Origin of the sequence: Rubrimonas cliftonensis (genome assembly GCF_900107585.1) — a bacterium.
Lineage (GTDB): Bacteria > Pseudomonadota > Alphaproteobacteria > Rhodobacterales > Rhodobacteraceae > Rubrimonas > Rubrimonas cliftonensis.
This window is the reverse complement of the sequence record NZ_FNQM01000002.1, coordinates 193742-217929: the sequence shown is the minus strand read 5'-3', so window position 1 is coordinate 217929 and position 24188 is coordinate 193742. Positions and strand designations below refer to the sequence as shown.

Here is a 24188-nt window from a genome sequence, read left to right as displayed (position 1 = left end):
GTCTTTCCCGCCCGCGGGGCGGTAAAGTCGCGCATCTCTCCGGCGCGGCCCCGGCCGCCGGACCGGATCGCAGCGGAGACGCCCGATGACCGACACGCCCGATCTTTCCGCCTGGCGCGCGCTCGCCGAGAAGGAGCTGCGGGGCCGCGACGTCGAGACGCTCACCTGGCGCACGGCCGAGGGCGTCGACGTCAAGCCGCTCTACACCGAGGCCGACGTCGCGGGGCTCGACCATCTCGGCGGCCTGCCGGGCCAGTTTCCGTTCACCCGCGGGCCGCGGGCGACAATGTACGCCGGCCGCCCGTGGACCATCCGCCAATACGCGGGCTTCTCCACCGCAGAGGCCTCGAACGCCTTCTACCGCAAGGCGCTGGCGGCGGGGCAGAAGGGGCTGAGCGTCGCCTTCGACCTCGCCACCCACCGCGGCTACGACAGCGACCATCCGCGCGTCGTGGGCGATGTCGGCAAGGCGGGCGTGGCCATCGACAGCGTCGAGGACATGAAGCGCCTGTTCGACGGCATCCCGCTGAAGGAGATGTCGGTGTCGATGACGATGAACGGCGCGGTCATCCCGGTGCTGGCGAGTTTCATCGTCGCAGGGCGCGAACAGGGCTGCGCCGCCACTGATCTGAGCGGGACCATCCAGAACGACATCCTCAAGGAGTTCATGGTCCGCAACACCTACATTTATCCCCCCGCGCCCTCGATGCGGATCGTGGCGGACATCATCGCCTACACGGCGGCGGAGATGCCGCGGTTCAACTCCATCTCGATCTCCGGCTACCACATGCAGGAGGCCGGCGCGGACTTGGTGCAGGAGCTGGCCTTCACGCTCGCCGACGGCAAGGAATACGTGAAGGCGGCGCTGTCGCGCGGGCTCGACGTCGACGCCTTCGCGCCGCGACTGAGCTTCTTCTTCGCCATCGGCATGAACTTCTTCATGGAGGCGGCGAAGCTGCGCGCCGCCCGGCTGCTCTGGGCCGAGATCATGCACGGCTTCGGCGCGAAGAAGCCGGAAAGCCTGATGCTGCGAACCCATTGCCAGACTTCCGGCGTCAGCCTGCAGGAGCAGGACGCCTACAACAACATCGTGCGCACCGCCTATGAGGCGATGAGCGCGGTGCTGGGCGGCACGCAGTCGCTGCACACCAACAGCTTCGACGAGGCGATGGCGCTGCCCACCGAGTTCTCCGCCCGCATCGCCCGCAACACCCAGCTCATCCTCGCCGAGGAGACGGGGGTGACGAAGGTGATCGACCCGCTCGCCGGCAGCTACTACGTCGAGAAGCTGACGGCGGACATGGCGACCGCGGCCCGCGTTCTGATGGACGAGGTCGAGGGGCTCGGCGGCATGACCGAGGCGGTGGCGTCGGGGATGCCGAAGCTGCGCATCGAGGAGAGCGCCGCCCGCAAGCAGGCGCGCATCGACCGCGGCGAGGAGGTGATCGTCGGGGTCAACAAGTACCGCCCCGAGACCGAGCAGCCCGTCGACATCCTCAACATCGACAACGCCGCCGTGCGCGAGAGCCAGGTGGCGCGGCTGAAGGCGCTGCGCGAGAGCCGCGACCAGGCGGCCTGCGACGCGGCGCTGACGGCGCTGGAGCAGGCCGCGCGGGAGAGCGGCAACCTGCTGGCGGCGGCGGTCGAGGCGGCGGCGGCGCGGGCCACCGTCGGCGAGATATCGGACGCGATGGAGCGGGTGTTCGGCCGCCACCGCGCCGAGGTGCGCACGCTCGCCGGCGTCTATGGCGCGGCCTATGAGGGCGACGCGGAGTATCAGGCGATCCGCGACGAGGTCGCCGCCTTCGCCGAAGTCGAGGGCCGCCGCCCGCGGATGCTGGTGGTGAAGATGGGCCAGGACGGGCATGACCGCGGCGCCAAGGTCATCGCCACCGCCTTCGCCGACATCGGCTTCGACGTCGACGTGGGCCCGCTGTTCCAGACCCCCGAGGAAGCCGCCCGCGACGCGGTGGACAACGACGTGCATGTGGTCGGCGTCTCCTCGCAGGCGGCGGGCCACCGCACGCTGGCGCCGCTGCTGATCGAGGCGCTGAAGGCCGAGGGCGCCGGCGAGATCATCGTGATCTGCGGCGGCGTGATCCCGCGGGAGGACTACGAGTTCCTGCAGGCCAAGGGCGTGAAGGCGATCTTCGGCCCCGGCACCAACATTCCCGAGGCGGCGCGCAAGATCCTGCGGCTGATCGACGAGACGCGCAGGCCGCACGCGGCGGAGTGAGCCGCCGGCCGCCAACGCAGGAGATGGACCATGAGCGACTGGACCCTGACCTGGCTCGGCCATTCCGGTTTCCGCATCAAGGTGGGCGGCCGCGTGCTGCTGCTCGACCCGTGGCTGAGGGGCAATCCGAGCTTTCCCGAGGACCGCTTCGACGAGGCGGTGGACGGCGCCACGCACATCCTGCTCAGCCACGCCCACTCCGACCACGCCTCAAGCGCGGTGGAGATCGCCGGCAAGACGGGCGCTGTGGTCGTGGCCATCTACGAACTCGCCAATTTCCTCGCGACGGAAGGCGCCATCGGCCTCAACAAAGGCGGGACGGTCGATCTTGGCGGGGTCGCGGCCACGCTGGTGCATGCGGTGCATTCCAGCTCGATGCCGGTGGACGGCAGGCCGGTCTATCTCGGCGCCGAGGCCGGCTGGATGATCGAGGCGGGCGGCGAGACGCTCTATTTCATGGGCGACACCGACGTGTTCGCCGACATGGGCCTGCTGGCGGAGCTGCACGCGCCGAAATGGGGGATCGTCCCGATCGGCGGCCACTTCACGATGGACGCAAGGCGCGCCGCATTCGCCTGCGGCAAGTTCTTCGACTTCGAAGCCGTCATCCCCTGCCATTACGGGACTTTTCCGCTGCTGGAGCAGACGGCGGAGGGTTTTGCGCAGGCCATGGCGCCGACTCGGGTGATCGCGCCGAAGGTGATGGAGGCCGTCACCCTCTGACGCAGGCGGTGACGGCCGCCCCGCCCCTACTGCGCGGCGGCGTAGTGGGCGAGCGCGTCCAGGTCGCCGTCGCTCAGGCCGTGGACGGCGGCGGTCATCGTGGTGTCGGCGCCGCGCCGGGTTTCGTCGCGGTAGGCGATCAGCGCATGGCGGAGGTAGTCGACGCGCTGACGCGCCAGCCGCGGGATCGCCTCGCGGCCCGTCAGACCGGCGCCGTGACAGGACGCGCAGCGGCGGGCCTCTGCCAGCGCCGCGCCATCGGCGACGCGCGCAGGGTCCGGCTCGGGGCCGGCGAGCGCGGGGTCGGCGGCGGCGTAGCGCTTGGCCAGCGCGTCGATCTCGGCGTCGCTGAGCCCGTCGGCGATGCCCTCCATGGCCTCCACCTGCCGCACGCCCTCGCGCATGTAGAAGAGCTGGTCGAACAGAAAGAATTCCGGCTGGCCGGCCAGCGACGGCACCTCCGCCATCTGCGAGACGCCGCCTTCGCCGTGGCAGCCGGCGCACTGCTCCGCCAGCGCATCGATGTCGGCGGCGCCGGCGGCCGCGGCGCCGAGGAGCGAGAAGGCCAGCGCGACGAGGCCGCGCTGGCCGGCGGTGCGGCGGGGATCAGCCCGCATCGTAGGAGATGCGGTAGATCGCGCCATTGGTCTCGTCGGAGACCAGCAGCGCGCCGTCCGGCATCTGGAGGATGTAGGTCGGGCGGCCGACAAAGTCGTTGGCCGCCTCGTCCAGCAGGCCGGTCATGAAGGGCTGCACGGTCGCGCTCCCGTCGGGATGCGTCGTGACCGCCACCACGTCGTAGCCGAACTTGTCCTCGCGGTTCCACGAGCCGCGCCGAGCCACGAAGGCTACGTTGCGGTAGGCGACGGGGAACATGTCGCCGTCATAGAACCGCACGCCCAGCGCGCCGGCGTGCGGGCCGAGAAGGGCTGCGGGCATGATGACGCCGGCGCAGGGGTTGGGACGCCTGATGTCGGGGTCGGGCACGCCGTCGGAGTGGCAATAGGGAAAGCCGAAACTGGCGCCGTAAAGGTTCGCCGGCAGGCGGTTGAACTCGTCCTGCGGGCCGTCGTCGCCGGCCCAGTCGCGGCCGTTGTCGGAGAACCAAAGCTCGCCGGTCGCCGGGTGCCAGTCGAACCCGACCGTGTTGCGCACGCCGCGCGCCACGATCTCCATGTTCGAGCCGTCGGGCTCGTAGGCGCGGATCTGCGCGTGGACGCCGGGATTGACCTCGCAGATGTTGCAATCGGCGCCGACCTGGACGTAGAGCCGCCCGTCGGGCCCGAAATCGGCGTATTTCCAGTTGTGATGGACTTCCGGAGGCAGGCCGAACGCCTCGGTCAGCGCGACGGGCTCGCCCGGCGCGTCGAGATTGTCCTCGATCCCGTCGTAGCGGAACACCTCGTTGATAGCGAGGACGTAGAGCGACCCGTCGCGGAACGCGAGGCCGTTGGGCTGGACGAGTCCCTCCGCGATCACCCGCACGGTGCGCTCGCCGCCCTGGTCGGTGATCGCGTAGACGCGGCCAAGCTGGCGCGTGCCGACGAAGACCGTCCCCTTGTCGCCCATCACCATGGTGCGCCCGGCGGCGTGGCCATGCGACCAGACCTCCGCCTTGAAGCCCGCCGGCAGCTTCAGCCTGTCGACCGGCAGCGCGTCGAGCGCGGCGGGCGTCGGCGGCGTGCGGTGGGGGCTCAGGTCCTGGTTCTGGCTGCTGGCGGCGGCGTTGGTGACGTCGAGCGCGCTCATCTGCGCCACGGCCGGCGTCGCCAGCGCCAGCGCCAGCGCCAGCGCCACGCCAAACGGCGCGACGGCGGTCGTTGCAAGGGTCTTCCGCTGCATTGTCGTCTCCTCCCGTTGTTCTGGTTGGAACGATTATGCGCAGCGACGCCGGCTGGTGGAAGCGCCGTTCTGCAACTTTCTCGCGGTCAGGCCGAAAGCGCGGCGACGCCCGGCAGCGTCTTGCCTTCGAGCCATTCGAGGAACGCGCCCCCGGCCGTCGAGACGAAGGAGAAGTCGCCCGCCGCCCCGGCGGCGTTCAGCGCCGCGACCGTGTCGCCACCGCCGGCGACGCTCATCAGCTTGCCGGCTTTCGTGAGTTCGGCGGCCCTGCGCGCGGCGGCGACGGTGGCGGCGTCGAAGGGTTCGATCTCGAAGGCGCCGAGCGGCCCGTTCCACACCAGCGTCTTCGCCGCGGCGAGGCGCTTCTCGATCTCGGCGACCGTCTTGGGGCCGGCGTCGAGGATCATCCTGTCATCGGGCGTCGCGTCGGCGGCGACCGTGACGTGCGGCGAGTTCGCCTTGAAGCCCTCGGCGGCCACCACGTCCACCGGCAGCACGACGGCGCAGCCGGCCTTCTCGGCGCGGGCGAGGATCTCGCGCGCGGTGTCGGTCATCTCCGCCTCCACCAGCGAAGTGCCGACCGGCTTGCCCTGCGCCAGCAGGAAGGTGTTGGCCATCGCGCCGCCGATCACGAGTACGTCCACCCGCTCCACGAGATTGCCCAGCAGATCGAGCTTGGTGGAGACCTTCGCGCCGCCGACGACCGCCATCACCGGCCGCTCCGGCGTCGCCAGAGCCTTCTCCAGCGCCTTCAGCTCCGCCTCCATGAGCCGCCCCGCCGCGCAGGGCAGAAGCTTCGCGAGACCCTCGGTCGAGGCGTGGGCGCGATGGGCCGCGGAGAAGGCGTCGTTCACATAGACCTCGCCGAGCTTGGCCAGCTCTGCGGCGAATTCCGGGTCGTTCTTCTCCTCGCCGGCATGGAAGCGGGTGTTCTCGCAGAGCAGCACCTTGCCCGGCGCCAGCGCCAGCGCATGGGCCAGCGGCGCCGGGCCGGTGCAGGCGTCGATGAACTCGACCGGCACGCCCAGCGCCTTCTCCAGCGCGGGGGCGATCTGGCCGAGGCTCATCTCGGGCACGACGCGGCCCTTGGGCCGGTCGAAATGCGCCAGCAGCACCGGCTTGCCGCCCTTGTCCAGGATGTCGCGCACGGTGGGGGCGATGGCGCGCAGGCGGGTGTCGTCGGTGACCTTCCCCTCGCGCACCGGGGCGTTGAGATCGACCCGGGTCAGCACCCGCTTGCCGGCGAGGTCGAGGTCGTCGAGGGTCTTGAACGGCATCAGCGAAGGCTCACTAACAAGGCCGCGACGGCGACAACCGTCGTGACCAGACCCATGGCGAACTGCCAGACATTCGGAATGCTGTCCAGCCGCGCGCTGATCCGCTCGATGCCGACCTCCATGCGGGAGAAGCGGTCCTTCAACTCGGACACGTCGCGGCGCATCTCGCGGATGTCCGCCTTGATCTCGCGAACGTCCTCCTCCAGCCGCCCTACTCGCGCTTCAATCATCGGGTCCTCCGGTCCGCCGCCTGAGGGCGACTTGCCGCCATCGATCACGGTCAGCTTAGTCATCTTCGCCGCCCGCTTTCATGAACGTGGCGGCCAGCGCCGGCAGATAGTGATCTTCCGCTAGACCGCATCGTTTGCAAACAACCTTGGCGAAATTCTCAGGTTGATCGAAGGCTGTCCCTGTAGCGAAGGCCACACGCTCGAACATTAAACCAGCCCGCCGCGCCAGCCTAGGAACTGTCTGCCCTGGTTGCGCCGGGCGCGGGTTCGCAATGACCATGAAAGTGTCATGGCCGCAGCGAAGGCAGATGAAATCGGGAAACTGCCGCTCAAGCAGTTCGCCGATTTCGCGCAGCGGCGCGCCCTTGTCCTCCATCAGAACGCTCCCTTGATCGCGTCGCCCAGAACGTAGTGATCCGCCGCCGCCAGGGCGAAGGCGGCGAGGACCACGAGCAGGAGGCGGAAGGAGACTTCCACCAGCTTACATCGTCTTCGCCATCGCCACGGCGGTGTCGAGCATGCGGTTGGAGAAGCCCCACTCGTTGTCGTACCAGCTCATCACGCGCACGAAGGTCCCGTCCATCACCTTGGTCTGGTCGGTGTGGAAGATCGAGGAATGCGGGTCGTGGTTGAAGTCGATGCTGACGTTCGGCGCGTCGGTGTAGCCGAGCACGTCCTTGAGCGGGCCGTCTGCGGCGGCGCGGATGGCGGCGTTGATCTCGTCGACGCTGGTCGCGCGGCTGGCGATGAACTTGAAGTCCACCACCGAGACGTTCGGCGTCGGCACGCGGATCGCCACGCCGTCGAGCCTGCCGTTGAGTTCGGGCAGCACGAGGCCAACGGCCTTCGCGGCGCCGGTCGAGGTCGGGATCATGCTCATCGCGGCGGCGCGGCCGCGGTAAAGATCCTTGTGCAGCGTGTCGAGCGTCGGCTGGTCGCCGGTGTAGCTGTGAATCGTCGTCATGAAGCCCTTCTCGATGCCCACGACCTGATGCAGGACATGGGCGACGGGCGCGAGACAGTTCGTGGTGCAGGAGGCGTTGGAGACGACGAGGTCATCCTTCGTCAGCGCGTCGGTGTTGACGCCGTGCACGATGGTCTTGTCGGCGCCGGAGGCGGGCGCGGAGACCAGAACGCGCTTGGAGCCGTTCTGCAGATGGGCGGAGGCCTTCGCCTTGTCGGTGAAGATGCCGGTGCACTCCAGCGCGATGTCCACGTCGCCCCAGGGCAGTTCGGCGGGGTTGCGCATGGCGCTGACCCGGATCGGGCCGCGACCCACGTCGATGCTGTCGCCGACGACCTTCACCTCGCCCGGAAAGCGGCCGTGAACGCTGTCGAAGCGGATCAGGTGGGCGTTGGTCTCGACGGGACCGAGATCGTTGATCGCAACGACTTCGACATCGGTGCGGCCCGACTCGATCAGCGCGCGCAGCACGTTGCGCCCGATCCGCCCGAAACCGTTGATCGCCACCTTGACCGCCATGACACCTGCTCCCTCGCGCCGACGCCCCATGCGCCCGTTCGGGGCGGCTTATAACGGCGGCGGCGGCGCGGCGAAAGCGCAGGCGGGCCGGAGGGTCGTCGAAAGGCCCCCGGAGCGCCGTATTCCAGGCCCGGACGATCTCACAAGGCGCGCTGCGGGCCGCGGCGGCCGACGTCCGGCGCTCCCGCCGCCCGGTGGAGCGCCGGGAACCGCCGTCTCGGAAGCGCGCCGGAAACTCGCGCTGGCGTCAGTGGCCATGGGGTCAGCGAACCGACGCGCGGCGGCGCCTCGCCCCCCTCCCGCGAATCGGCGGAAGCCTTCGGGGCGATCGAAACGCGTCGGACCCCGTGTCGCGCCGCTGCGCCGGTCGCCGAGGGCGCGCGCCGACGCCGTGCGCGACGGGCATCGGCGCGCAGCTTTTCAGATGGCGCAGCGTCGATGCCCGTTGCGAGCGCAACGTGGCGGCGAAGGCTGCGGGTGTGAGGTGGCGGCGAAGGCTGCGGGTGTGAGGTGGCCCAGCGAGGAATGCCGGCGTTCGGTATTGCAGTCATGGACCCAGCCGGCGATCACGACGCAGGCGTGGTTCATCGAGAAGAACAGGTGCGCGTTGTGAGGCATTCGTCGCGCATCCGGCCCCGGAAACTCTCGGCGAAGGCATTCGGGGCAGCTTTGCCGGGGCGGGCGCGATGCCGGAGCGCGCCGGAAGCCGCTCAGCCCAGAACCATGCCGCCCGACAGGGCGGAGCCGGCCCGTCCTGCATGGTCGCGGCGCAGGGGTGCGACGCTTTTTCGCGCAGGCGCCCGGCCTGAGCCCATGGCTGAGGCTTTCCGGCGCGGCGCGCCCCGCCTCAGGCCCGCAGGATGTCAGGCGCCGCTGGACAGGGCGCGGGGTCTGTTGTCAGTCTGGCGGCGCGTCGGGGAACATGCGCGTCTCCGCGCCGGCACGCCCCCGGGGCCCAAGGTCAGGAGAGCACCAGATGAAATCCGTAACAGCCGGTTCGCTGCGCGCAGCAACGGCGCTCGCGATCGTCTCGTTGATGACGCCTGCGGCCGTTTGGGCCGAGACGCCCGCCGATACGCTGGTGATCGCGGACAAGATCGACGACATCGTGTCGCTCGATCCCGCCGAGAGCTTCGAGTTCTCCGGCAACGACATGAACAACAACGTGTACGACACGCTGATCGAGCTCGACCCCGCCAATCTCGGGCCGCTCGTGCCGGGCCTCGCGGAAAGCTGGGAGCAGGTCGACGACGTCACCTACCGCTTCAGGCTGCGCGAAGGCGCCGTGTTCCACTCCGGCGCGCCGGTGAACGCCGACGCCGCGGCATGGTCGCTGCAGCGCGCCGTCATCCTCGACAAGACGCCGTCCTTCATCCTCACCCAGTTCGGCTTCACCAAGGACAATGTCGCCGAGAAGATCAAGGCGACCGGCGAGTACGAGCTGACCATCGTCACCGACAAGCCCTATGCGCCGAGCTTCTTCTACAACTGCCTCACCGCCGTCGTTGCTTCAATCGTCGACAAGGAGCTCGCGCTGAGCCATGAGGTCGACGGCGACATGGGCCATGAGTGGCTCAAGTCGAACTCCGCCGGCTCCGGCGCCTACCGCCAGATCAGCTTCAAGCCCGGCGAGAGCTATGTGCTGGAGGCAAACGACACCTGGTGGCGGGGCGAGGTGCCGCTGCGCCGCGTGTTCCTGCGCCATGTCGGCGAGCCCGCCACCCAGCGCCTGCTGCTGGAGCGCGGCGACGTCGACGTGGCGCGCAAGCTGACGCCGGTGGACATCGCCGGCATCGGGGGCGACGCCGACCTCAAGGTGATCGACGAGGTGAAGGGCCGCATCCCCTACCTCTCCTTCAACCAGAAGGTCGAAGGGCTGAACAATCCCAAGGTCGTCGAGGCGTTCAAGTATCTGATCGACTACGAGGGCATGGCCTCGACCTTCCTGAAGGGCCAGTACCGCGTCCACCAGAGCTTCCTGCCCGCGGGCTTCCTCGGCGCGATCACCGAGACGCCCTATTCGCTGGACGTCGAGAAGGCGAAGGCGCTGCTGGCGGAGGCCGGCGTCGGCCCGCTCTCCTTCACCATCTCGGTGCGCAACGACCAGGAGCGGCTGGACATGGCCCAGCGCATCCAGAGCACCATGGCCGAGGCCGGCGTGACCATCGATCTGCGCGTCGGCACCGGCAAGGAGGTGCTCACCGAGTATCGCGCCCGCAAGCACCAGATCGCGCTCGAGGCCTGGGGGCCGGACTACCCCGACCCGCACACCAACGCCGACACCTTCGCCCGCAACCCCGACAACTCCGACGAGGCGAACGCCACCGGGCTGCTCGCCTGGCGCAACGCCTGGCCGGCGGACGAGACCGAGGCGCTGGCGGACGCGGCGGTGCTGGAGAAGGACGGCGACAAGCGCGCGGCGATGTACGAGGAGATGCAGCGCATCCACCAGCAGGTCTCGCCCTTCGCGCCGATGTTCCAGCAGATCCAGCAGGTCGCGATGCAGAAGAACGTCGAGGGCTTCAGCCAGGGCGGCTCGATCCACTCCGCCTTCTACTGGGCGACGACGAAGTAGGCCCGGCGACAGCCGGCGCCAGAGCGCCCGGCCCTGCGGCGGCGACCGCCGACAGGCGCCGGGCGACAGCGCGAGGACAATCGGCTCGCGCCGCGATGTCGTCGCGGCTGTGGCGGGGCGACGGAGAATCTCAATTCGGCGCCGCACGGCTGCGCGCTACAGGAGCTGGGGACAGGCCGACTCCGCATCATGCGCGTTCCGACCCTGCTTCGGGGCGGTTCGGGGCCCGGAGGGCGCAAGGGGCGAGGCCGTTGCGCCGATCCGCCCGCCCATGGGCGCGGCGCCGCCGGAGCGGCGTGAGACCTGCCTGCGTCAGCTCTGCCGCTCGAGGCTCCTGTCTTGCAGCGGTTTTCTTGTCGCCGGCTGATTCTGTCGGCTCGTGGAAACGCTCTAGCGCAGGTTCTCGACGATCTGCGCGGCGAGCGTGTCGAGTGCGACGCCATGGGCGCGGGCAAGGCCCTCGAAGCCCGGACCCTGCGTCGGCGTGACGATCGAGAAGCCCGACGAGGCGCGCTCCGACCGCCGGTCGGCGCCGGTGATCGAGTAGCGCCCGCTCAGCGTCAGGTCTCCGCCGAGCGCGCCGATGAAGCGCTCGATCAGCACCGAGACGACGGCCTCGGGACGGGCGTCGCTCGGCCACGGCTCGGTCACGACATCGACGCCGGTCCGGTCCGCGATCTGGTTGGCGAGCGTGACGGTGGCGGCGCGCGCCGGATCGTCGGCCCAGCGGGCGACGTCGGACTGCTGCACCGAGCCGTCCTCGACGATGTGGACCATCGCGGTGGCGCGGGCGTAGGCGGGCAGGTCCACCGCCCGCACGGCGACCACGGAGGCCTCGATCGGCCCGCCGGGGGAGGCCCGCGGCGGCTCCAGGAGATAGAGGCGCTGCTCCTGCGGCGCGGCGCATGCCGCCAGCAGCGCGAGCAGGCCGAAGATCGCGAAACGGTACACTGTCATCTGCCCAATATGAGGGAGTTCGGCCGCCGGTCCAAGGCGGAGATCAGCGCCGTCACCGCCCGCGCCGCGTCCCGCACCTCGCGCAGCGCCGTCACGGCCTCGTAGTTGAGCTCGGAGCCGACCTCGAACGAGGCGAGCACGGCGTCCGCGCGGTCGGCGGTGGCGGTGAGCGCCGAGACGAGCCGCGGCAGCCGCGTCGTCGCCTCCTCGACCGAGGCCGCCGCCGCGCTGGCTGCCGCCATCGCGGTGCGGGCGTCGGCCACGGCGGCGCCGAGCTGGTCGACCGCGCCGGTCTCGCGCAGCGTCGTCAGCAGCGTCTCGACCTCGTCGAGCGCGCGCGCCAGCGCGACCGGGGCCTCGGCGAGCGAGGGCGACTGCGCCAGCCGGCCGAACGCCTGCACCGCGGCCGCGGCGTCGGCGGGAAGCCCCTGCGTCGCGGGGTCCGCCGCCACGGCGGCGAGGCTGCTCATGAGCCCGGTCGCCTCCGTCAGCAGCGCCTCTATGGGCAGGGCGTTGATGCGCGCGATCATGCCCTGCGCGGTGGCCGTCACGGTCTCGAGGTCGGAGGGCGCGGTCTCCAGCACCGGATGGGGCTCGGCGGTCGCGTCGAACTTCGCGGGCCCCTGCACGTCCTGCACCAGGCCGACATAGAGCGCGCCGGTGATGAGGCTGCCGCTCTGGAGCTTGGCGCGCATCCCGCGGCGCGCGTTGTCGGCGATGAAGTCGAGCGCGGCCCGCCGGTCCGGCACGCCAAGCCGGCGCGGCTGGATCTGCAGCGTCGCGGCGAGCGTGGCCTCGGCCCCCTCCTCCACGGACAGCGCGATGTCGCGCACCGAGCCGATGCGGATGCCGCGGAACTCCACCGGCGCCCCGGCGCTGAGGCCGCGCACCGAGCCTTCGAAGCGGACGGTGATCAGCGCGGCCTGCTCCACGTCGCCGTCGAGCAGGCTGTCGCGGGCGTCCCGCTCGGAGGGGTGGAGCCGGAACACGGCGCCGGAGGCGGCGGCCGCGGCGCCCTGCGCCCGCGCGCCCTCCAGCGTGTCGAAGCCGACGCCGCCCTGCAGCAGCGACAGGAGCGAGGCGACGCGCAGGCGCGCGCCCTCAGCGCCGAGCTCCACGTCGAAGCCGGAGGCGTTCCAGAACCGCGTGGCGCGGGTGAGGTGGGCGTCGTAGGGCGCGCGGACGAACGCCTCGAACTCCACCGCGTCGCCGGCGGGCGTGAGCTGGCGGCTCTCGATGCGGCCGACGTCGATGCCCTTGAAGAACACCGGCGCCCCGACGGCGACCGAGCCGCCCTCCGCCGCGCGCAGCGTGACGCGCAGGCCCGGCGTGTTGGGCGGGGTGAGCGGCGCTTCGGGCAGCCCGACGAACTCCCGCCGCGGCTCTCCCGTCCCATCGTCCCACGCCGTCTCGATGTGGACGCCAGAGACCAGCGCGCCGAGGCCGGTGACGCCGCGCGTGGTGATCTCGGGGCGCACCACCCAGAACTGCGCGCCGTCGTCGAGCAGCGGCGCGATCTCCGGCTCGATGCGGGCGGTGACGACGACGTGATCCGCGTCGGGCGCGAAGCTGACGTCCTCGACGCGGCCAACCTCGATGTCGCGGCGGCGCAGGGTGGTCTCGCCGGCGCGCACGCCCGAGGCGTCCTCGAACACGATCTCGATGACGGGCCCGCGCGAGGACCATGCGCTCCATGCGACGCCGAGCGCGCCGGCCAGCGCCAGGAGCGGCAGCAGCCAGACCAGCGAGATGCGGCGCGACGGCCGGTCTTCGAGGTCTGGCGGCGCGATGTCGGCGTCATGCGTCAACGGTCGGCTCCTGCGACGGGACGGGGCGGCTGCGGTTGGGGCGCGGCCGAGCGGCCATGCTCCAGCCACAACAGGCGCGGGTCGAAGGCCTGCGCGGCGAGCATGGTGAAGACGACCGACACCGCGAAGAACACGGCGGCGAGGCCCGGATGGATGGCGGCGATCAGGCCGAGCTGCACCAGCGCCGCGAGGATCGCCACGACGAAGATGTCGACCATCGACCAGCGCCCGACCAGTTCCACCAGGCGGTGCATCCGGTGCAGCGCGTGCGCGTCGGGGGCGCGGCGGCGGCGGGCGGCGATGGCGACGGCGAGCCAGGCGATCACGAGAAACTTCGCGATCGGCACCACGACGCTGGCGACGCCGACGATGGCGGCGACGCCGTAGGCGCCATGGTCGATCAGCTCGATCACGCCGCCGACGATGGTGCTTTCCTGCGTCGTCCCGAAACGGCTGACGCGCAGCATCGGCCAGATGTTGGCCGGGATGTAGGCGATCAGCCCCACGGCGAGCAGCGCCCAGACGGTCTGCAGCGAGCGCGCGTCCACGACGTCGGGCCGCGCGCCGCAGCGCCGGCACCGCGCCGCGCCGGCGGGCGAGACGGCGCCGCAGCGCCGGCAGCCGACGAGGCCCGCCTCCCGCGCGGTGATCATCAGCGGCGCGGCGGCCGCCCCCGTCATCGCTGCCGCCCCCGTCATCGCGCGCCCTCCAGCATCCGCCAGATCGACCAGCGGCAGACCACGGCGTCCTCCACGACGATCAGCGCGACGCCGACCGCGCAGGCGAAGAAGGCGGGGCCGAGGCTGACCGAGGCGAGCCCCGCCACCTTCACCAGCGCCACCGCGACGCCGAGCAGGAAGATCTCGGCCATCGACCACGGCCTGATCTCGTTGGCCAGCGCATAGGCGGCGCGCGCGCCGGGCAGCGGCGGGCGGTCGAGGCGCAGCGGCCCGAGCACATAGATCAGCAGCGCCGCGCGGGCCGCCGGCGCGGCGACGACGAAGGCGGCCATGGCGATGACGAGCGGCGCCAGCCACCCCGCCGCGAAGGCGAGCACCGCGTCGAGCAGCGAGACGCGGCGCACGACGCCGGCGGCCTCCAGCGTCAGGAACGGAAAGAACAGCGTCGCGGCGATGAGGATCAGGATGGCGAAGGCGCAGGCCAGCGCGGTGTCGAGCGCCGCCGCCCGGTCGGTCAGCAGCGCCGCGCCGCAGCGCCGGCAGCGCGCCCTGCCGCCGGGCGGGGGTGTCTGCAGCCGGTGCAGCAGGTCGCAGGCGGGACAGGCGATCAGGTCGTCCGGGCCGAGCGCGGCGAGGCGAAGCCCGGCAGGGTCCGCAGCCGCGCGCTTCCGCGCGCCGCCTGTGAAGGCGCCGGCGCCGTTCGCGGTCGCATCGATGTCGTCCTCGCGCATCATCGCGCTCCATGTCGTCCGGATCGGCGGGCTTGTGAACCCGCCGGCGACGCGACGCCGCTTTTCGTGCACGTCTGCGCCATCCGCAACGGTCGCGGCGCCGCGGACCGCGATCACCCCTGCGCGGCGAGGTCGGGCAGCGCGACGCGCATCGCGGCCGGGGCGCCGGGGTCGTCGAACGGCCGCCAGACCGCGTTCGGCCAGCGCAGCTCGAAGCCGTACTCGCGCGGGCGATAGGCGGCGGTGAAGAGCGTGCCGAAGCCGCGCGCAAAGGCCAGCGAATAGAGCGGCGGGCGGAGAAAGGCCGCGATGAAGCGCTCCTGCGGCTCGACATGCAGCGTCAGCCGGTGGAGCAGGTAGCGCTCGCGCTCCACCGTCGCGGTGAAGCGGGCGTGGGTCTCCCACTCCACGCGCTCCTGATGGTTGGTCGCGACGGCCGCATGTGTGACGACGGCGGGCCGGTCGGGCGCGAGATAGGCGGTGAGGTAGCGGCGCTTGGCGTCCAGCGCGGTGACGTTGTAGCTCATGTGGCAGGGGATGCGGGCGAGCCGGCGGCCGGCCTCCTCGGCGGTCTCGCAGGTCTGCAGGACGTAGCGCAGGATCAGCGGCACGCCGAACCCGTCTCCCACCACCTGCCGGCCGCCGAAGGTCAGCGAGACGGCGAGGCCCGCCTCGTTCACGCCGTCCACGAGGCCCCAGAGCCCGTCGGAGACGCCCTTGACCCCCACGCCGCCCCAGCGCGTGCGCAGCGCCAGCGCGTCGAACAGCGCCGGGCTGTAGTCGTAGTTGCGCACCAGCAGCGGCGCCTCGCCCGGCCAGACCGCCTGCGAGCAGGCCGAGAGATAGGGCGGCGGGCAGTGGAAGCTGAGGAAGCGCGCCTCGAGGTCGCCACCGCCGGCGAGGTCGCACAGCGCCTCGTAGAGCCCGATCATCTCCGGCATGGCGGCGCTGAGCGCCTCGCGGCTCTCGCGATAGGTCGGGCGCGCCTCGGCCCCCTGCTTCAGCCACCAGCGCCGATAGGCGGGCCAGTGCTCGCGGAACAGGCCGGCCCAGAGCGGGCCGGGCGCATCCTCGGATACGGCGCGGAAGGTGAGCGCCACGCCGTCACAGGATCTTGAAGGCGGGTTCGGCGAGCGCGGCGGCGGAGGGCAGCGGCCGCGCCGAGAAGGCGCTCTTGACGCCGTCGATCCACTTCCGGGCGCGGGGGTCCAGCTCGAACTTCTTCGTCATCGAGCGGCCGCGCGTCACGAGGATGCCGAGGTCGGCGCCCTCGTAGCGGTAGTCTCCGGGCTTGAGGATGCGCAGGAAGAACGCCTCCTTCTCGCTCTCGACGGCGCGGCGGTGATAGTCGAACCGGTCGAACACCACGCGGCCGTCGTCGAGCATGCGGTAGATGCCGGTCTCGGGCGCCTGGGTCACGATGTCGACGCTGTCCTCGGTGTGCTTGATGACCATCTGGGACCACGAGTCGATCATGTCGGGATCGGCCCAGCGGGCGTTCAGCTCCTCCACGTCGATGTCGAACGGTTTGCCGCTGAACTCCAGCAGGTGGAACAGGAACAGCGGCGCGTCGGCGTGGGCGAAGGCGGCGTGGTTGGTCATCGAACTGGCCCCGGTGATCCGCGGGTTCAGCTCGCCGAGATAGATCTCGCCTGTCTTCTCCTCGATCAGGAAGTCGAGTTCGAAGTAGCCGCGATAGCCCTCGGCCTTGAGCTGCTCGCCGAACCTGAACGTCAGTTCGCGCGCCTTGTTCCGGACCTTCGGCGCGAAGGCGGTCGGGAAGATCTCGTTGCCGCACCAGCCGCCGCGATAGGGCGTCAGCTCCTTGAAGCCTACGAGCTCGGTCATCAGCGGGCCGACGATGGTGCCGGCCCTGGTGGCGCAAGCCTCGATGGCCGAGCCGCGGCAGACCAGCCGCTTCATGATCTTGATCTCGCCTTGGCCGACGATCTCGTGCTCGTGCTTGCGGAAGTCGGCCTCGTCCTTGACGAAGAAGGTCGTGTGGCCGCTGTCGCCGAAGGCGGACTGCAGCACGAGGTCGGAGCCCAGCCCGGCCTCCCTGGCCAGCTTCGTCAGATCCTCCCAGCTTCCGACTTCGGCGAGCGTGTTCGGCGCCGACGGCACGCCCGCCTTGTCGCCGATGCGCACCGTCTCGATCTTGTTGTCGACGCGGGTGCGCAGGCTGGCCTTCGGGAACCAGACCTCGGCGCCCATCTGCTTCGCAAGCTTCTCGGTCTTTTCGTCGAACATCAGGAACACGAACTTTGGCTTGCCGCCGCGATCCTTCGTGTAGTCGTCCACCTGCTTGTGCTGGAGCAGGTAGTTGTTGATGTCCTCAATCGACTGGAACTCGGCATGGGGCTGCTCGTCCGGCACGAAGACGTTCGGGTGCCGGCCGTCGTAGCAGTCGAGGTAGTTGACATACTTGAAGTTCTTCACCCACTCGTCGATCCCGAGCAGGTTGAAGTTGGTCGCCGATATGAAGTAGATCGGCTCCTGATTGGTGTGGAAGAAACGGCGTATCTCGGAGATGTTTTTCAGCGTCTTCTTGGGCATGCCGCCCTCCGTCGTTTGTTATTCGGCTGCCCGGCGCAGCGCAGCGCCGGCCTCGATCGACAGCGCCGCGTCGGTGAACACGCGCAGGCCGAGATCGGGGCGGTAGCCGTGGATCTCGCTGACATCCAGCGCGCGCATGAAGGCGAGGATCTCCTCGCTGATCACCTGCCCCGGCACGAGGATGGGGAAGCCCGGCGGGTAGGGAATGACGAAGGAGGCCGAGACGACCTCCGCGCCGCTCCTGACGACGCGGTCGATCTCGCCGTCGAGCGGCATGTAATCGCAGTTCTTCTCATCGTAGGCGAGAAAGAACGCCCGGCGGATGTCGCCCTCCGGCGAGTTCTCGTCGCGACGGAAGGCGGCGTGGAAGCGGCTGAAGTCGGGCAGCGGCGGCAAATCCTCGGTCAGCGACTTGACGCGGCGCTCGAAGGCGAGGCGCTCCATGCGCGAGGCGTCGTCGAGCCTGTCGTCGAGTTCCTTGGCGACGCCGACCAGCACCTCGATGAGATAGGCGACCGAGGAGCGCGTCGTCCCGATGTTGGTCATGAACAGGACGGTGTTGCGCGAGGTCTTGTTGATCTGGATGCCGTGGCGCTCCATCAGGATGGCGTTCTTGAAGGTGTCGCCGTCCCAGCCGGTGCCGCCCACCGCCAGCGTGACGCGGGTGGCGTCCAGCACGAACTCGTCGCTCGCCCAGCTCTCCCAGATGTCGGTCCAGCCCTGGCTTGAGCTGTAGTAGCTCTGCACGCCGCTCTCGCGATAGGCCTCCGGGATCATGTCGCCAGCGGTCAGCAGCTTGAAATACTTGTTGAGCAGCGGATGCGTGGCGATGGCGCGGCGCATCGACATGGCGGCCTCGACCTGCCGCTGCACCATCTCGAAGCCCTCAAGCTCCACCTGCCGGCGGCCGACGTCCAGCGAGGCGATGATCTGGTAGTTCGGCGAGGTCGAGGTGTGGGTCATGTAGGCTTCGTGGAAGGACTGCTCGACCTCGCCCTTGAAGTCCTGGTCGTTGACGTGGATCATCGAGCCCTGACGCAGCGAGGTCAGCGTCTTGTGGGTGGACTGGGTGGCGTAGACGCGCACCCGCGCGTCCGGCGGCGCCATCAGGCGGGTCTCCAGAAGCTTTTCGTCGTCGGCGCCCTCCAGCGCCTTGGCGTGGCGCGCATGGGCCTTCGCGTAGTCGGGCTCGCGCAGCTTCTGGCGCAGGGTGTTCGCCACCGCCATCGCGGTGCGCTGGCGATAGGTCGGGCCGAAGCGGGCGAAGGCGAACCACGCCTCGTCCCACAGGAAGACCAGGTCGCGCTTGATCGCCAGGCATTCCTCGACCACGCGCTCGACGTTGTAAACGATGCCGTCGAAGGTGCAGTTGGTCAGCAGCAGCATGCGCACCCGGTCGAGCTTGCCGGCGGCCTTCAGCTTCAGCAGCGCATGCTTGATCTCGCGCAGCGGCACCGCGCCATACATCGAGTACTGGCTGAGCGGGTAGCTGTCGAGATAGACTACTTCGGCGCCGGCGAGCACCATGCCGTAATGGTGCGACTTGTGGCAGTCGCGGTCCACCAGCACGATGTCTCCGGGCCGCACCAGCGCCTGCACGACGATCTTGTTGCAGGTCGAGGTGCCGTTGGTGGCGAAGAAGGTCTGCTTCGCGCCGAAGGCGCGCGCCGCGTATTCCTGCGCTTTCTTGATTGGGCCATGCGGTTCCAGCAGGCTGTCGAGCCCGCCGGAGGTGGCCGACGTCTCGGCGAGGAAGATGTTGGGGCCGTAGAACGCCCCCATGTCCTGTATCCAGTGCGACCGGCTGATCGACTTGCCGCGACTGATCGGCATGGCGTGAAACACGCCAGTCGGCTGTTTGGAGTATTCCTTGAGCGCGGTGAAGAACGGCGTCTTGTAGCGTGAGTTGACACCGCGCAGGATGTTGAGGTGCAGCTCCAGGAAGTCTTCCTGATTGTAGAACACGCGGCGGCAGTGACCGAGATCCATGCCGGCGATGTCCTCCACGGAGCGGTCGGTGACGAGATAGGCGTCGAGTTCGGGCCGCACCTTGGAGACGAGCCGGCACAGTTCCGGCCCGTAATCCTCCGGCGACAGGGCGTCCACGTCCTCGTCCTCGCCGACGCGGTTGAGATAGCGGGTCAGGACGGTGAGCCGGTTCTCGGATTTCAGCCGCAGGCCGGGGCGGACGATCACGGCCTGGATGTTGTGGTTGAAGAGGATGCCGATCAGCGCGTCCTCCAGGCTCGGCACCACGACGATCTCGTAGACGAAGGCGTCCTCCGGGCGACGGGCGCGCTGCAGCGAGGCGCGCAGCCAGCGCTCCTGATGCTCGGAGATGTCGTCGACGACCAGCACCTCGAAATAGGGGCGCACGAGCGCGCGCGCCTCCACCGAGAGCGTCGACTCGTCCTCCATCTCCTCCGCCTCGGCGTCCTCGATGGAGAGCGGGATATGGCGTCGGCGATAGGCGCCGGAGGTCAGGGCGCGGGCGGCGCGGCGCACGAGATGGGCGGCGTCGTCGAGATGGCCGTGGGCGAGCTGGCGGCGCATGTGCTCGAAGGCGGCGCGTCCGGGAAAGGCCCAGTAGGCCTCGATGGGCGTCAGGCTGTCGAGCAGCGCCTCGGCCTTGGCGGCGAGCTTGGCCGCGCCTCGCGCCTTGGGCCCGTGCCGCGCCGCGGCCTCCAGCGTCTGCCGCAGCGCCGTCCAGCGGTCCGCGCGCAGCTGCACCGCGCTGTAGTATTCCCCGATCGAACCCTTCGTGGTCGCCATTCCGTCATCGGCCATGGTCGCCTCCGTCTGCGTTCAGATCACTCCGCCGAGACCGCCGCAGGGCGGCCGTAGGTCAGCGCCGTCGACGCGATGTCGGCGGCGGCGTCGACCGGCGGAGCCGGCAGGGGCGGCGGCCGCTGCGGCATCCTGAGCGGCCCCAGCGTCGCAAGATAGGCGTCCGACCCGCTCGCCCGGTCGTACACCGGGAAGTCCACCGGGCGGTCGCGGAAGCTCTTGAGCACCTGCCCCAGCCCGCGCAGGCCGTTCTCGCGCTGGCGGCGCACGAGGTCGAGGTCGACCTCGAAGGGGAACATGTCCTCCTGCCCCGCCGACTGGTGCAGCACCGTCGCGGAGGGATCGACCACCAGCGAGCGGCCCACGCCGCCGGCGCCGAGGCCGTTGACGTCGAAGACATAGCACTGAAACTGCGCCGCGGTGGCGCGCGCGATGGCGAGTTCGGCGTCGCGGTCGGTCGTGCCGGTCAGCACGGGGTGAAGCAGCACCTCGGCGCCCATCGCGGTGAGCTGGCGCGTCGTCTCGGGAAACCAGATGTCGTAGCAGATCGAGAGGCCGAAGCGGCCGACGCCCGGCACGTCGAACACGCAGAACCCCTCGCCCGCCGACACGTCCGCCTCATATGGACGGAACGGGAACATCTTGCGATACTTCGCGACGATCTCGCCGTGCGGATTGATGACGACCGAGGTGTTGTAGATGCGGCCGTCGACGTCCTTCTCGAACATCGAGCCGGGGATGAGCCAGACGCCATGGCGGCGCGCATCGACGCAGAACTGGTCGAGCGCCTGGTTGGGGAAGGGCTGGGCGAAGCGCAGCAGCGGGCCGTAGGGCGCAAGCTCGCTGAACAGCGCCATCTGGGTCCACGGAAACCGCGCCATCAGGACGTCGAGGCGATGGCGCATCGCCTCGACGTTGTCATGGGCGGCGGCGACGTGCATCTGCACGCCGGCGATGGCGAAGGGGGTCATGGCGACGCGGTCTCTCGAAAACGGGGCGGGCGAGGACGCGTCGGGGGCGCCGGCGTCGAAGCGCCCTGGTCGGCGACGCTTATCATCGAACGACGAGCACCGAAACCGGCGAGGCGTGCACCACCCTGTCGGCCACGGAGCCGATGAGCAACGAGCGCACCATGTCGGGCGCGTGGGAGGCCATGACGATCAGGTCCGCCTTCGTCGCAGACGCCGCGGCGAGGATCTGCTCCGCGGCGTGGCCGAGGCCGACATGGGCCTTGGTCGCCACGTCCTTCGGCCCGTTCGCCGCGGCGAAGGCCGCGAGATCGGCGTTGAGCCGCGCCACCGCGTCCTGCTGGAAACCGGCCGGAAAGTAGCCCGCCACCGCGGTCATGCCGAAATCCGGCGCGACGGCGAGCAGGTGGAGCGTGGCGCCGTCGCGCCGCGCCAGCTCCGCCGCAGCGGGCAGCGCCCTGATCCACGAGCTGTCATGGCCGAGATCGACCGGCAGCAGGATGTTGGCGAACATCTTCCCCGCCCTCCCCTCAGGCCGTCGCCGCGGCGCCGCGGGCCTCGGCGGCCTCGGCGCGGCGGCGCTGCGTCAGCACGACCAGCGCCAGGAGGCCCAGCGCCGGGACGTACATCAGGTACTTGCTCGGCTGCCACACCGGCTGGAGCACGCGCACCACCTCCTGATCCCAGTCGAGGCCGGCGGCCTGCGCGGGGCTGTCGAAGGCGACATCGTCGATGATGGTCCTGCCGTCACGCTCCATGACAAAGACGCCGGCCTGCTCCAACCGCGCGGCCCCGTCGGTCTCGCCGGCGGCGTCGGCCGGCATCTCCAGCAGGGCGACGAAGCTGATCGGGTCGCCGAACTGGTCGAGCCCGTTCACCCGCAGGCGCAGCGCCTCGCCGGGCGGCGTCGCTGCGGCGGCCTCGACGATCGCGCCGGGCTCGCGCTCGGTGAAGGGCGGGCTGATCATGTCCATCCAGTAGCCGGGCCTGAACAGCGTGAAGGCGACCAGCAGCAGCGCCGCGGCCTCGTAGATGCGGTTGCGCGTCAGGAACCAGCCCTGCGTCGCGGCGGCGAAGAGCAGCATGGCCAGCGTCGCCGTGACGAAGACGAAGATCCCCTGCGCCCAGCCGACGTCGATCAGCAGCAGGTCGGTGTTGAAGATGAACAGGAACGGCAGCGCCGCGGTGCGCAGCGAGTAGAAGAACGCGATGACGCCGGTGCGGATCGGGTCGCCGCCGGAGACGGCCGCGGCGGCGAAGCTCGCCAGCCCCACCGGCGGGGTCACGTCGGCCATGATCCCGAAGTAGAACACGAACAGGTGCACGGCGATCAGCGGCACGATCAGGCCGTTCTGCTGGCCCAGGGTCACGATCACCGGGGCGAGCAGCGCCGAGACGACGATGTAGTTCGCCGTGGTCGGCAGCCCCATGCCGAGGATGAGCGACAGCACCGCAGTCAGCGCCAGGATGGCCATCAGGTTGCCGCCCGAGAGCACCGCGACCACGTCCGCCAGCGCCGAGCCCACACCGGTCTGGCTCACCGCGCCGACGATGATCCCGGCGGCGGCCGTGGCGATTCCGATGCCGATCATGTTGCGGGCGCCGGTGATCAGCCCGTCGAGCAGGTCCACGACGCCCTGCCGAACGGCCTGCGCCAACCGCCCCTCGCCGCGCATCAGCGCCAGCAGCGGGCGCTGCGTCAGCAGGATGAAGATCATGAAGCACGCCGCCCAGAACGCCGACAGGCCGGGCGACAGACGGTCCACCATCAGCGCCCAGACCAGCACGACGACCGGCAGGATGAAGTGGAAGCCGGCGCGCGCCGTCGGCCCCGGCAGCGGCAGCGAGGTGACCGGGGCGTTGGGGTCCTCCATGCGCAGCGGCGCCTCGCGCGAGGCCACCCAGAGCAGCGCGACGTACACCGCCGTCAGCAGGCCGAACACGATGTAGCCGGCCGTGTCCGGAAAGGCCGGGCGGAGCCAGCCCATGCCGTAGTAGACCGCGAAGGACAGGGCGCAGATCGCGATGATCGCGACGACGATCCCCATCAGCCGCTGCAGAAGCGGCCCCGGCTCATAGGCGCGCGGCAGGCCCTTCATGCCGGCCTTCATCGCCTCCAGATGCACGATGTAGACCAGCGCGATGTAGCTGATCACCGCCGGCACGAAGGCGTGCTTCACGACGTCGAAATACGGGATGCCGACATACTCGACCATCAGGAACGCCGCGGCGCCCATGACCGGGGGCATGATCTGGCCGTTGACGGAACTGGCCACCTCCACTGCGCCGGCCTTCTCGGCGGAGAAGCCGACGCGCTTCATCAGCGGAATGGTGAAGGTGCCGGTGGTGACGACATTGGCGATGGAGGAGCCGGAGATCAGCCCGGTCATCGCCGAGGAGACCACCGCGGCCTTGGCGGGACCGCCGCGCATGTGGCCCATCAGCGAAAAGGCGACCTGGATGAAGTAGTTGCCGGCGCCGGCCTTGTCGAGCAGCGCGCCGAACAGCACGAACAGGAAGACGAAGCTGGTGGAGACGCCGAGCGCGATGCCGAACACGCCCTGCGTCGTGATCCACTGGTGGTTCACCACCTCGCTGAGCGAGTTGCCCTTGTGCGAGATGATCTGCGGCATGTAGGGGCCGAGGAAGGTATAGACGAGGAACACCGTCGCCACGATCATCAGCGCCGGCCCGAGGGCGCGGCGCGTCGCCTCCAGCAGCAGCATCAGACCCGCCACGCCCACGATCATGTCCTGCGTGATCGGGGCGCCGACGCGGTCGGAGATCTCGCGGTAGAAGATGTAGAGATAGAGCGCGGCGGCGGCCGAGATCAGCGTCAGCGCCCATTCCCAGGGCTCGACCCGCTCCCGCGGCGAGCCGGCCAGCACCGCCGCGGCCACGCCGAGCCCGATCAGCGGCGCCCACCAGACGCTCTCGCCAGGCTTCGCGCCGATCATGAACAGCGCCGTCAGCAGCAGCGGGACGCCGACGCCGAGCACGAGCTGGAACGGCGAGCGCACCGCCGGAAACGCCGTGAAGGCGAGAAACAGCGCGAAGGCGAGATGGATCGACCGCGCCTCGGTGTCGTTGAACACGCCGAACCCCACCGCGAAGGGGATCGGCGAGGCGAACCAGAGCTGGAAGAGCGACCAGAGCAGCGCGACGCCCGCGATCAGCAGGGCGACGGGCCGCGCCGGCGCCCTGCCCCCCACGTCGGAGGATGCGACGAGTTCATCGAGCTCCGTCTGGCTGGCGCCCTGCCTGCCGGTCTGCTGCGCGCTGTCGGCCATGGCTGCGGTCTCCGTCCTGCACACTCGCGCACGATGCTGCGCCGG

Annotated in this window: 19 protein-coding genes and 1 pseudogene; 3 read left to right on the top strand and 17 right to left on the bottom strand. The window is 70.1% G+C overall.

The window, feature by feature from the left end; all coding sequences use genetic code 11:
- Nucleotides 1-85 precede the first annotated feature (85 nt).
- Nucleotides 86-2236, top strand: a complete 2151-nt coding sequence (scpA, locus tag BLW43_RS03685) for a methylmalonyl-CoA mutase (RefSeq protein ID WP_093248516.1) — start codon at nt 86-88, stop codon at nt 2234-2236.
- A 30-nt stretch (nt 2237-2266) separates the two neighbouring features.
- Nucleotides 2267-2959 (top strand): metal-dependent hydrolase, encoded by a 693-nt coding sequence (locus BLW43_RS03680; RefSeq protein WP_093248514.1) that lies wholly within the window; start codon nt 2267-2269, stop codon nt 2957-2959.
- Between the two features lie 26 nt (nt 2960-2985).
- Here BLW43_RS03680 and BLW43_RS03675 read toward each other — a convergent pair whose 3' ends face one another.
- The 7 genes and pseudogenes from BLW43_RS03675 to BLW43_RS24715 form a co-directional block, all read right to left on the bottom strand.
- A complete protein-coding gene (locus BLW43_RS03675) occupies nt 2986-3576 on the bottom strand; it encodes a c-type cytochrome (protein ID WP_175478742.1) in 591 nt (196 codons plus the stop codon).
- Complete coding sequence (locus BLW43_RS03670) at nt 3566-4801, bottom strand: PQQ-dependent sugar dehydrogenase (RefSeq protein ID WP_175478741.1); 1236 nt, start codon at nt 4799-4801, stop codon at nt 3566-3568. The genes BLW43_RS03675 and BLW43_RS03670 overlap by 11 nt, the downstream gene beginning before the upstream one ends.
- Nucleotides 4802-4887: 86 nt before the next feature.
- Nucleotides 4888-6078, bottom strand: a complete 1191-nt coding sequence (locus BLW43_RS03665) for a phosphoglycerate kinase (RefSeq protein ID WP_093248510.1) — start codon at nt 6076-6078, stop codon at nt 4888-4890.
- Nucleotides 6078-6356: a hypothetical protein gene (locus BLW43_RS03660; protein ID WP_139283977.1), complete on the bottom strand. Its 279-nt coding sequence runs from the start codon at nt 6354-6356 to the stop codon at nt 6078-6080. The genes BLW43_RS03665 and BLW43_RS03660 overlap by 1 nt, the downstream gene beginning before the upstream one ends.
- A 7-nt stretch (nt 6357-6363) precedes the next feature.
- A complete protein-coding gene (locus BLW43_RS03655) occupies nt 6364-6684 on the bottom strand; it encodes a hypothetical protein (protein WP_093248506.1) in 321 nt (106 codons plus the stop codon).
- A 105-nt stretch (nt 6685-6789) separates the two neighbouring features.
- Nucleotides 6790-7791, bottom strand: a complete 1002-nt coding sequence (gap, locus tag BLW43_RS03650; protein ID WP_093248504.1) for a type I glyceraldehyde-3-phosphate dehydrogenase — start codon at nt 7789-7791, stop codon at nt 6790-6792.
- Between the two features lie 486 nt (nt 7792-8277).
- Nucleotides 8278-8444, bottom strand: a pseudogene (locus tag BLW43_RS24715) (integrase core domain-containing protein); the annotation flags it as partial.
- 323 nt (nt 8445-8767) lie between these two features.
- Here BLW43_RS24715 and BLW43_RS03635 point away from each other — a divergent pair.
- Complete coding sequence (locus BLW43_RS03635; protein WP_093248498.1) at nt 8768-10366, top strand: ABC transporter substrate-binding protein; 1599 nt, start codon at nt 8768-8770, stop codon at nt 10364-10366.
- Between the two features lie 390 nt (nt 10367-10756).
- On the opposite strand, the gene BLW43_RS03630 is transcribed toward BLW43_RS03635, so the two are convergent.
- From BLW43_RS03630 to BLW43_RS03585, 10 genes are all read right to left on the bottom strand, one after another.
- Nucleotides 10757-11317, bottom strand: a complete 561-nt coding sequence (locus BLW43_RS03630) for a PqiC family protein (protein WP_175478740.1) — start codon at nt 11315-11317, stop codon at nt 10757-10759.
- Nucleotides 11318-11319: 2 nt separating this feature from the next.
- Nucleotides 11320-13131: a PqiB family protein gene (locus BLW43_RS03625; protein ID WP_175478739.1), complete on the bottom strand. Its 1812-nt coding sequence runs from the start codon at nt 13129-13131 to the stop codon at nt 11320-11322.
- Nucleotides 13128-13829, bottom strand: a complete 702-nt coding sequence (locus tag BLW43_RS03620; protein WP_245730909.1) for a paraquat-inducible protein A — start codon at nt 13827-13829, stop codon at nt 13128-13130. Before BLW43_RS03620 ends, BLW43_RS03625 begins: the two co-directional genes overlap by 4 nt.
- Entirely contained in the window at nt 13826-14542 is a 717-nt protein-coding gene (locus tag BLW43_RS03615) for a paraquat-inducible protein A (protein WP_093249896.1), read from the bottom strand. The genes BLW43_RS03620 and BLW43_RS03615 overlap by 4 nt, the downstream gene beginning before the upstream one ends.
- A 113-nt stretch (nt 14543-14655) precedes the next feature.
- A complete protein-coding gene (locus BLW43_RS03610) occupies nt 14656-15642 on the bottom strand; it encodes a C45 family autoproteolytic acyltransferase/hydrolase (RefSeq protein ID WP_093248492.1) in 987 nt (328 codons plus the stop codon).
- A gap of 4 nt (nt 15643-15646) precedes the next feature.
- Nucleotides 15647-17098: a biotin carboxylase gene (locus BLW43_RS03605; RefSeq protein ID WP_093248490.1), complete on the bottom strand. Its 1452-nt coding sequence runs from the start codon at nt 17096-17098 to the stop codon at nt 15647-15649.
- An 18-nt stretch (nt 17099-17116) separates the two neighbouring features.
- Nucleotides 17117-19885, bottom strand: coding sequence for an aminotransferase class I/II-fold pyridoxal phosphate-dependent enzyme (locus BLW43_RS03600; RefSeq protein WP_245730908.1), 2769 nt, complete (start codon nt 19883-19885; stop codon nt 17117-17119).
- Between the two features lie 23 nt (nt 19886-19908).
- Nucleotides 19909-20856 (bottom strand): carbon-nitrogen hydrolase family protein, encoded by a 948-nt coding sequence (locus BLW43_RS03595; RefSeq protein WP_093248488.1) that lies wholly within the window; start codon nt 20854-20856, stop codon nt 19909-19911.
- A gap of 82 nt (nt 20857-20938) precedes the next feature.
- On the bottom strand, nt 20939-21367 hold the full coding sequence (locus tag BLW43_RS03590) for a universal stress protein (RefSeq protein WP_093248486.1): 429 nt from the start codon (nt 21365-21367) through the stop codon (nt 20939-20941).
- Nucleotides 21368-21383: 16 nt separating this feature from the next.
- Nucleotides 21384-24143: a TRAP transporter permease gene (locus tag BLW43_RS03585; protein WP_093248484.1), complete on the bottom strand. Its 2760-nt coding sequence runs from the start codon at nt 24141-24143 to the stop codon at nt 21384-21386.
- Nucleotides 24144-24188 lie beyond the last annotated feature (45 nt).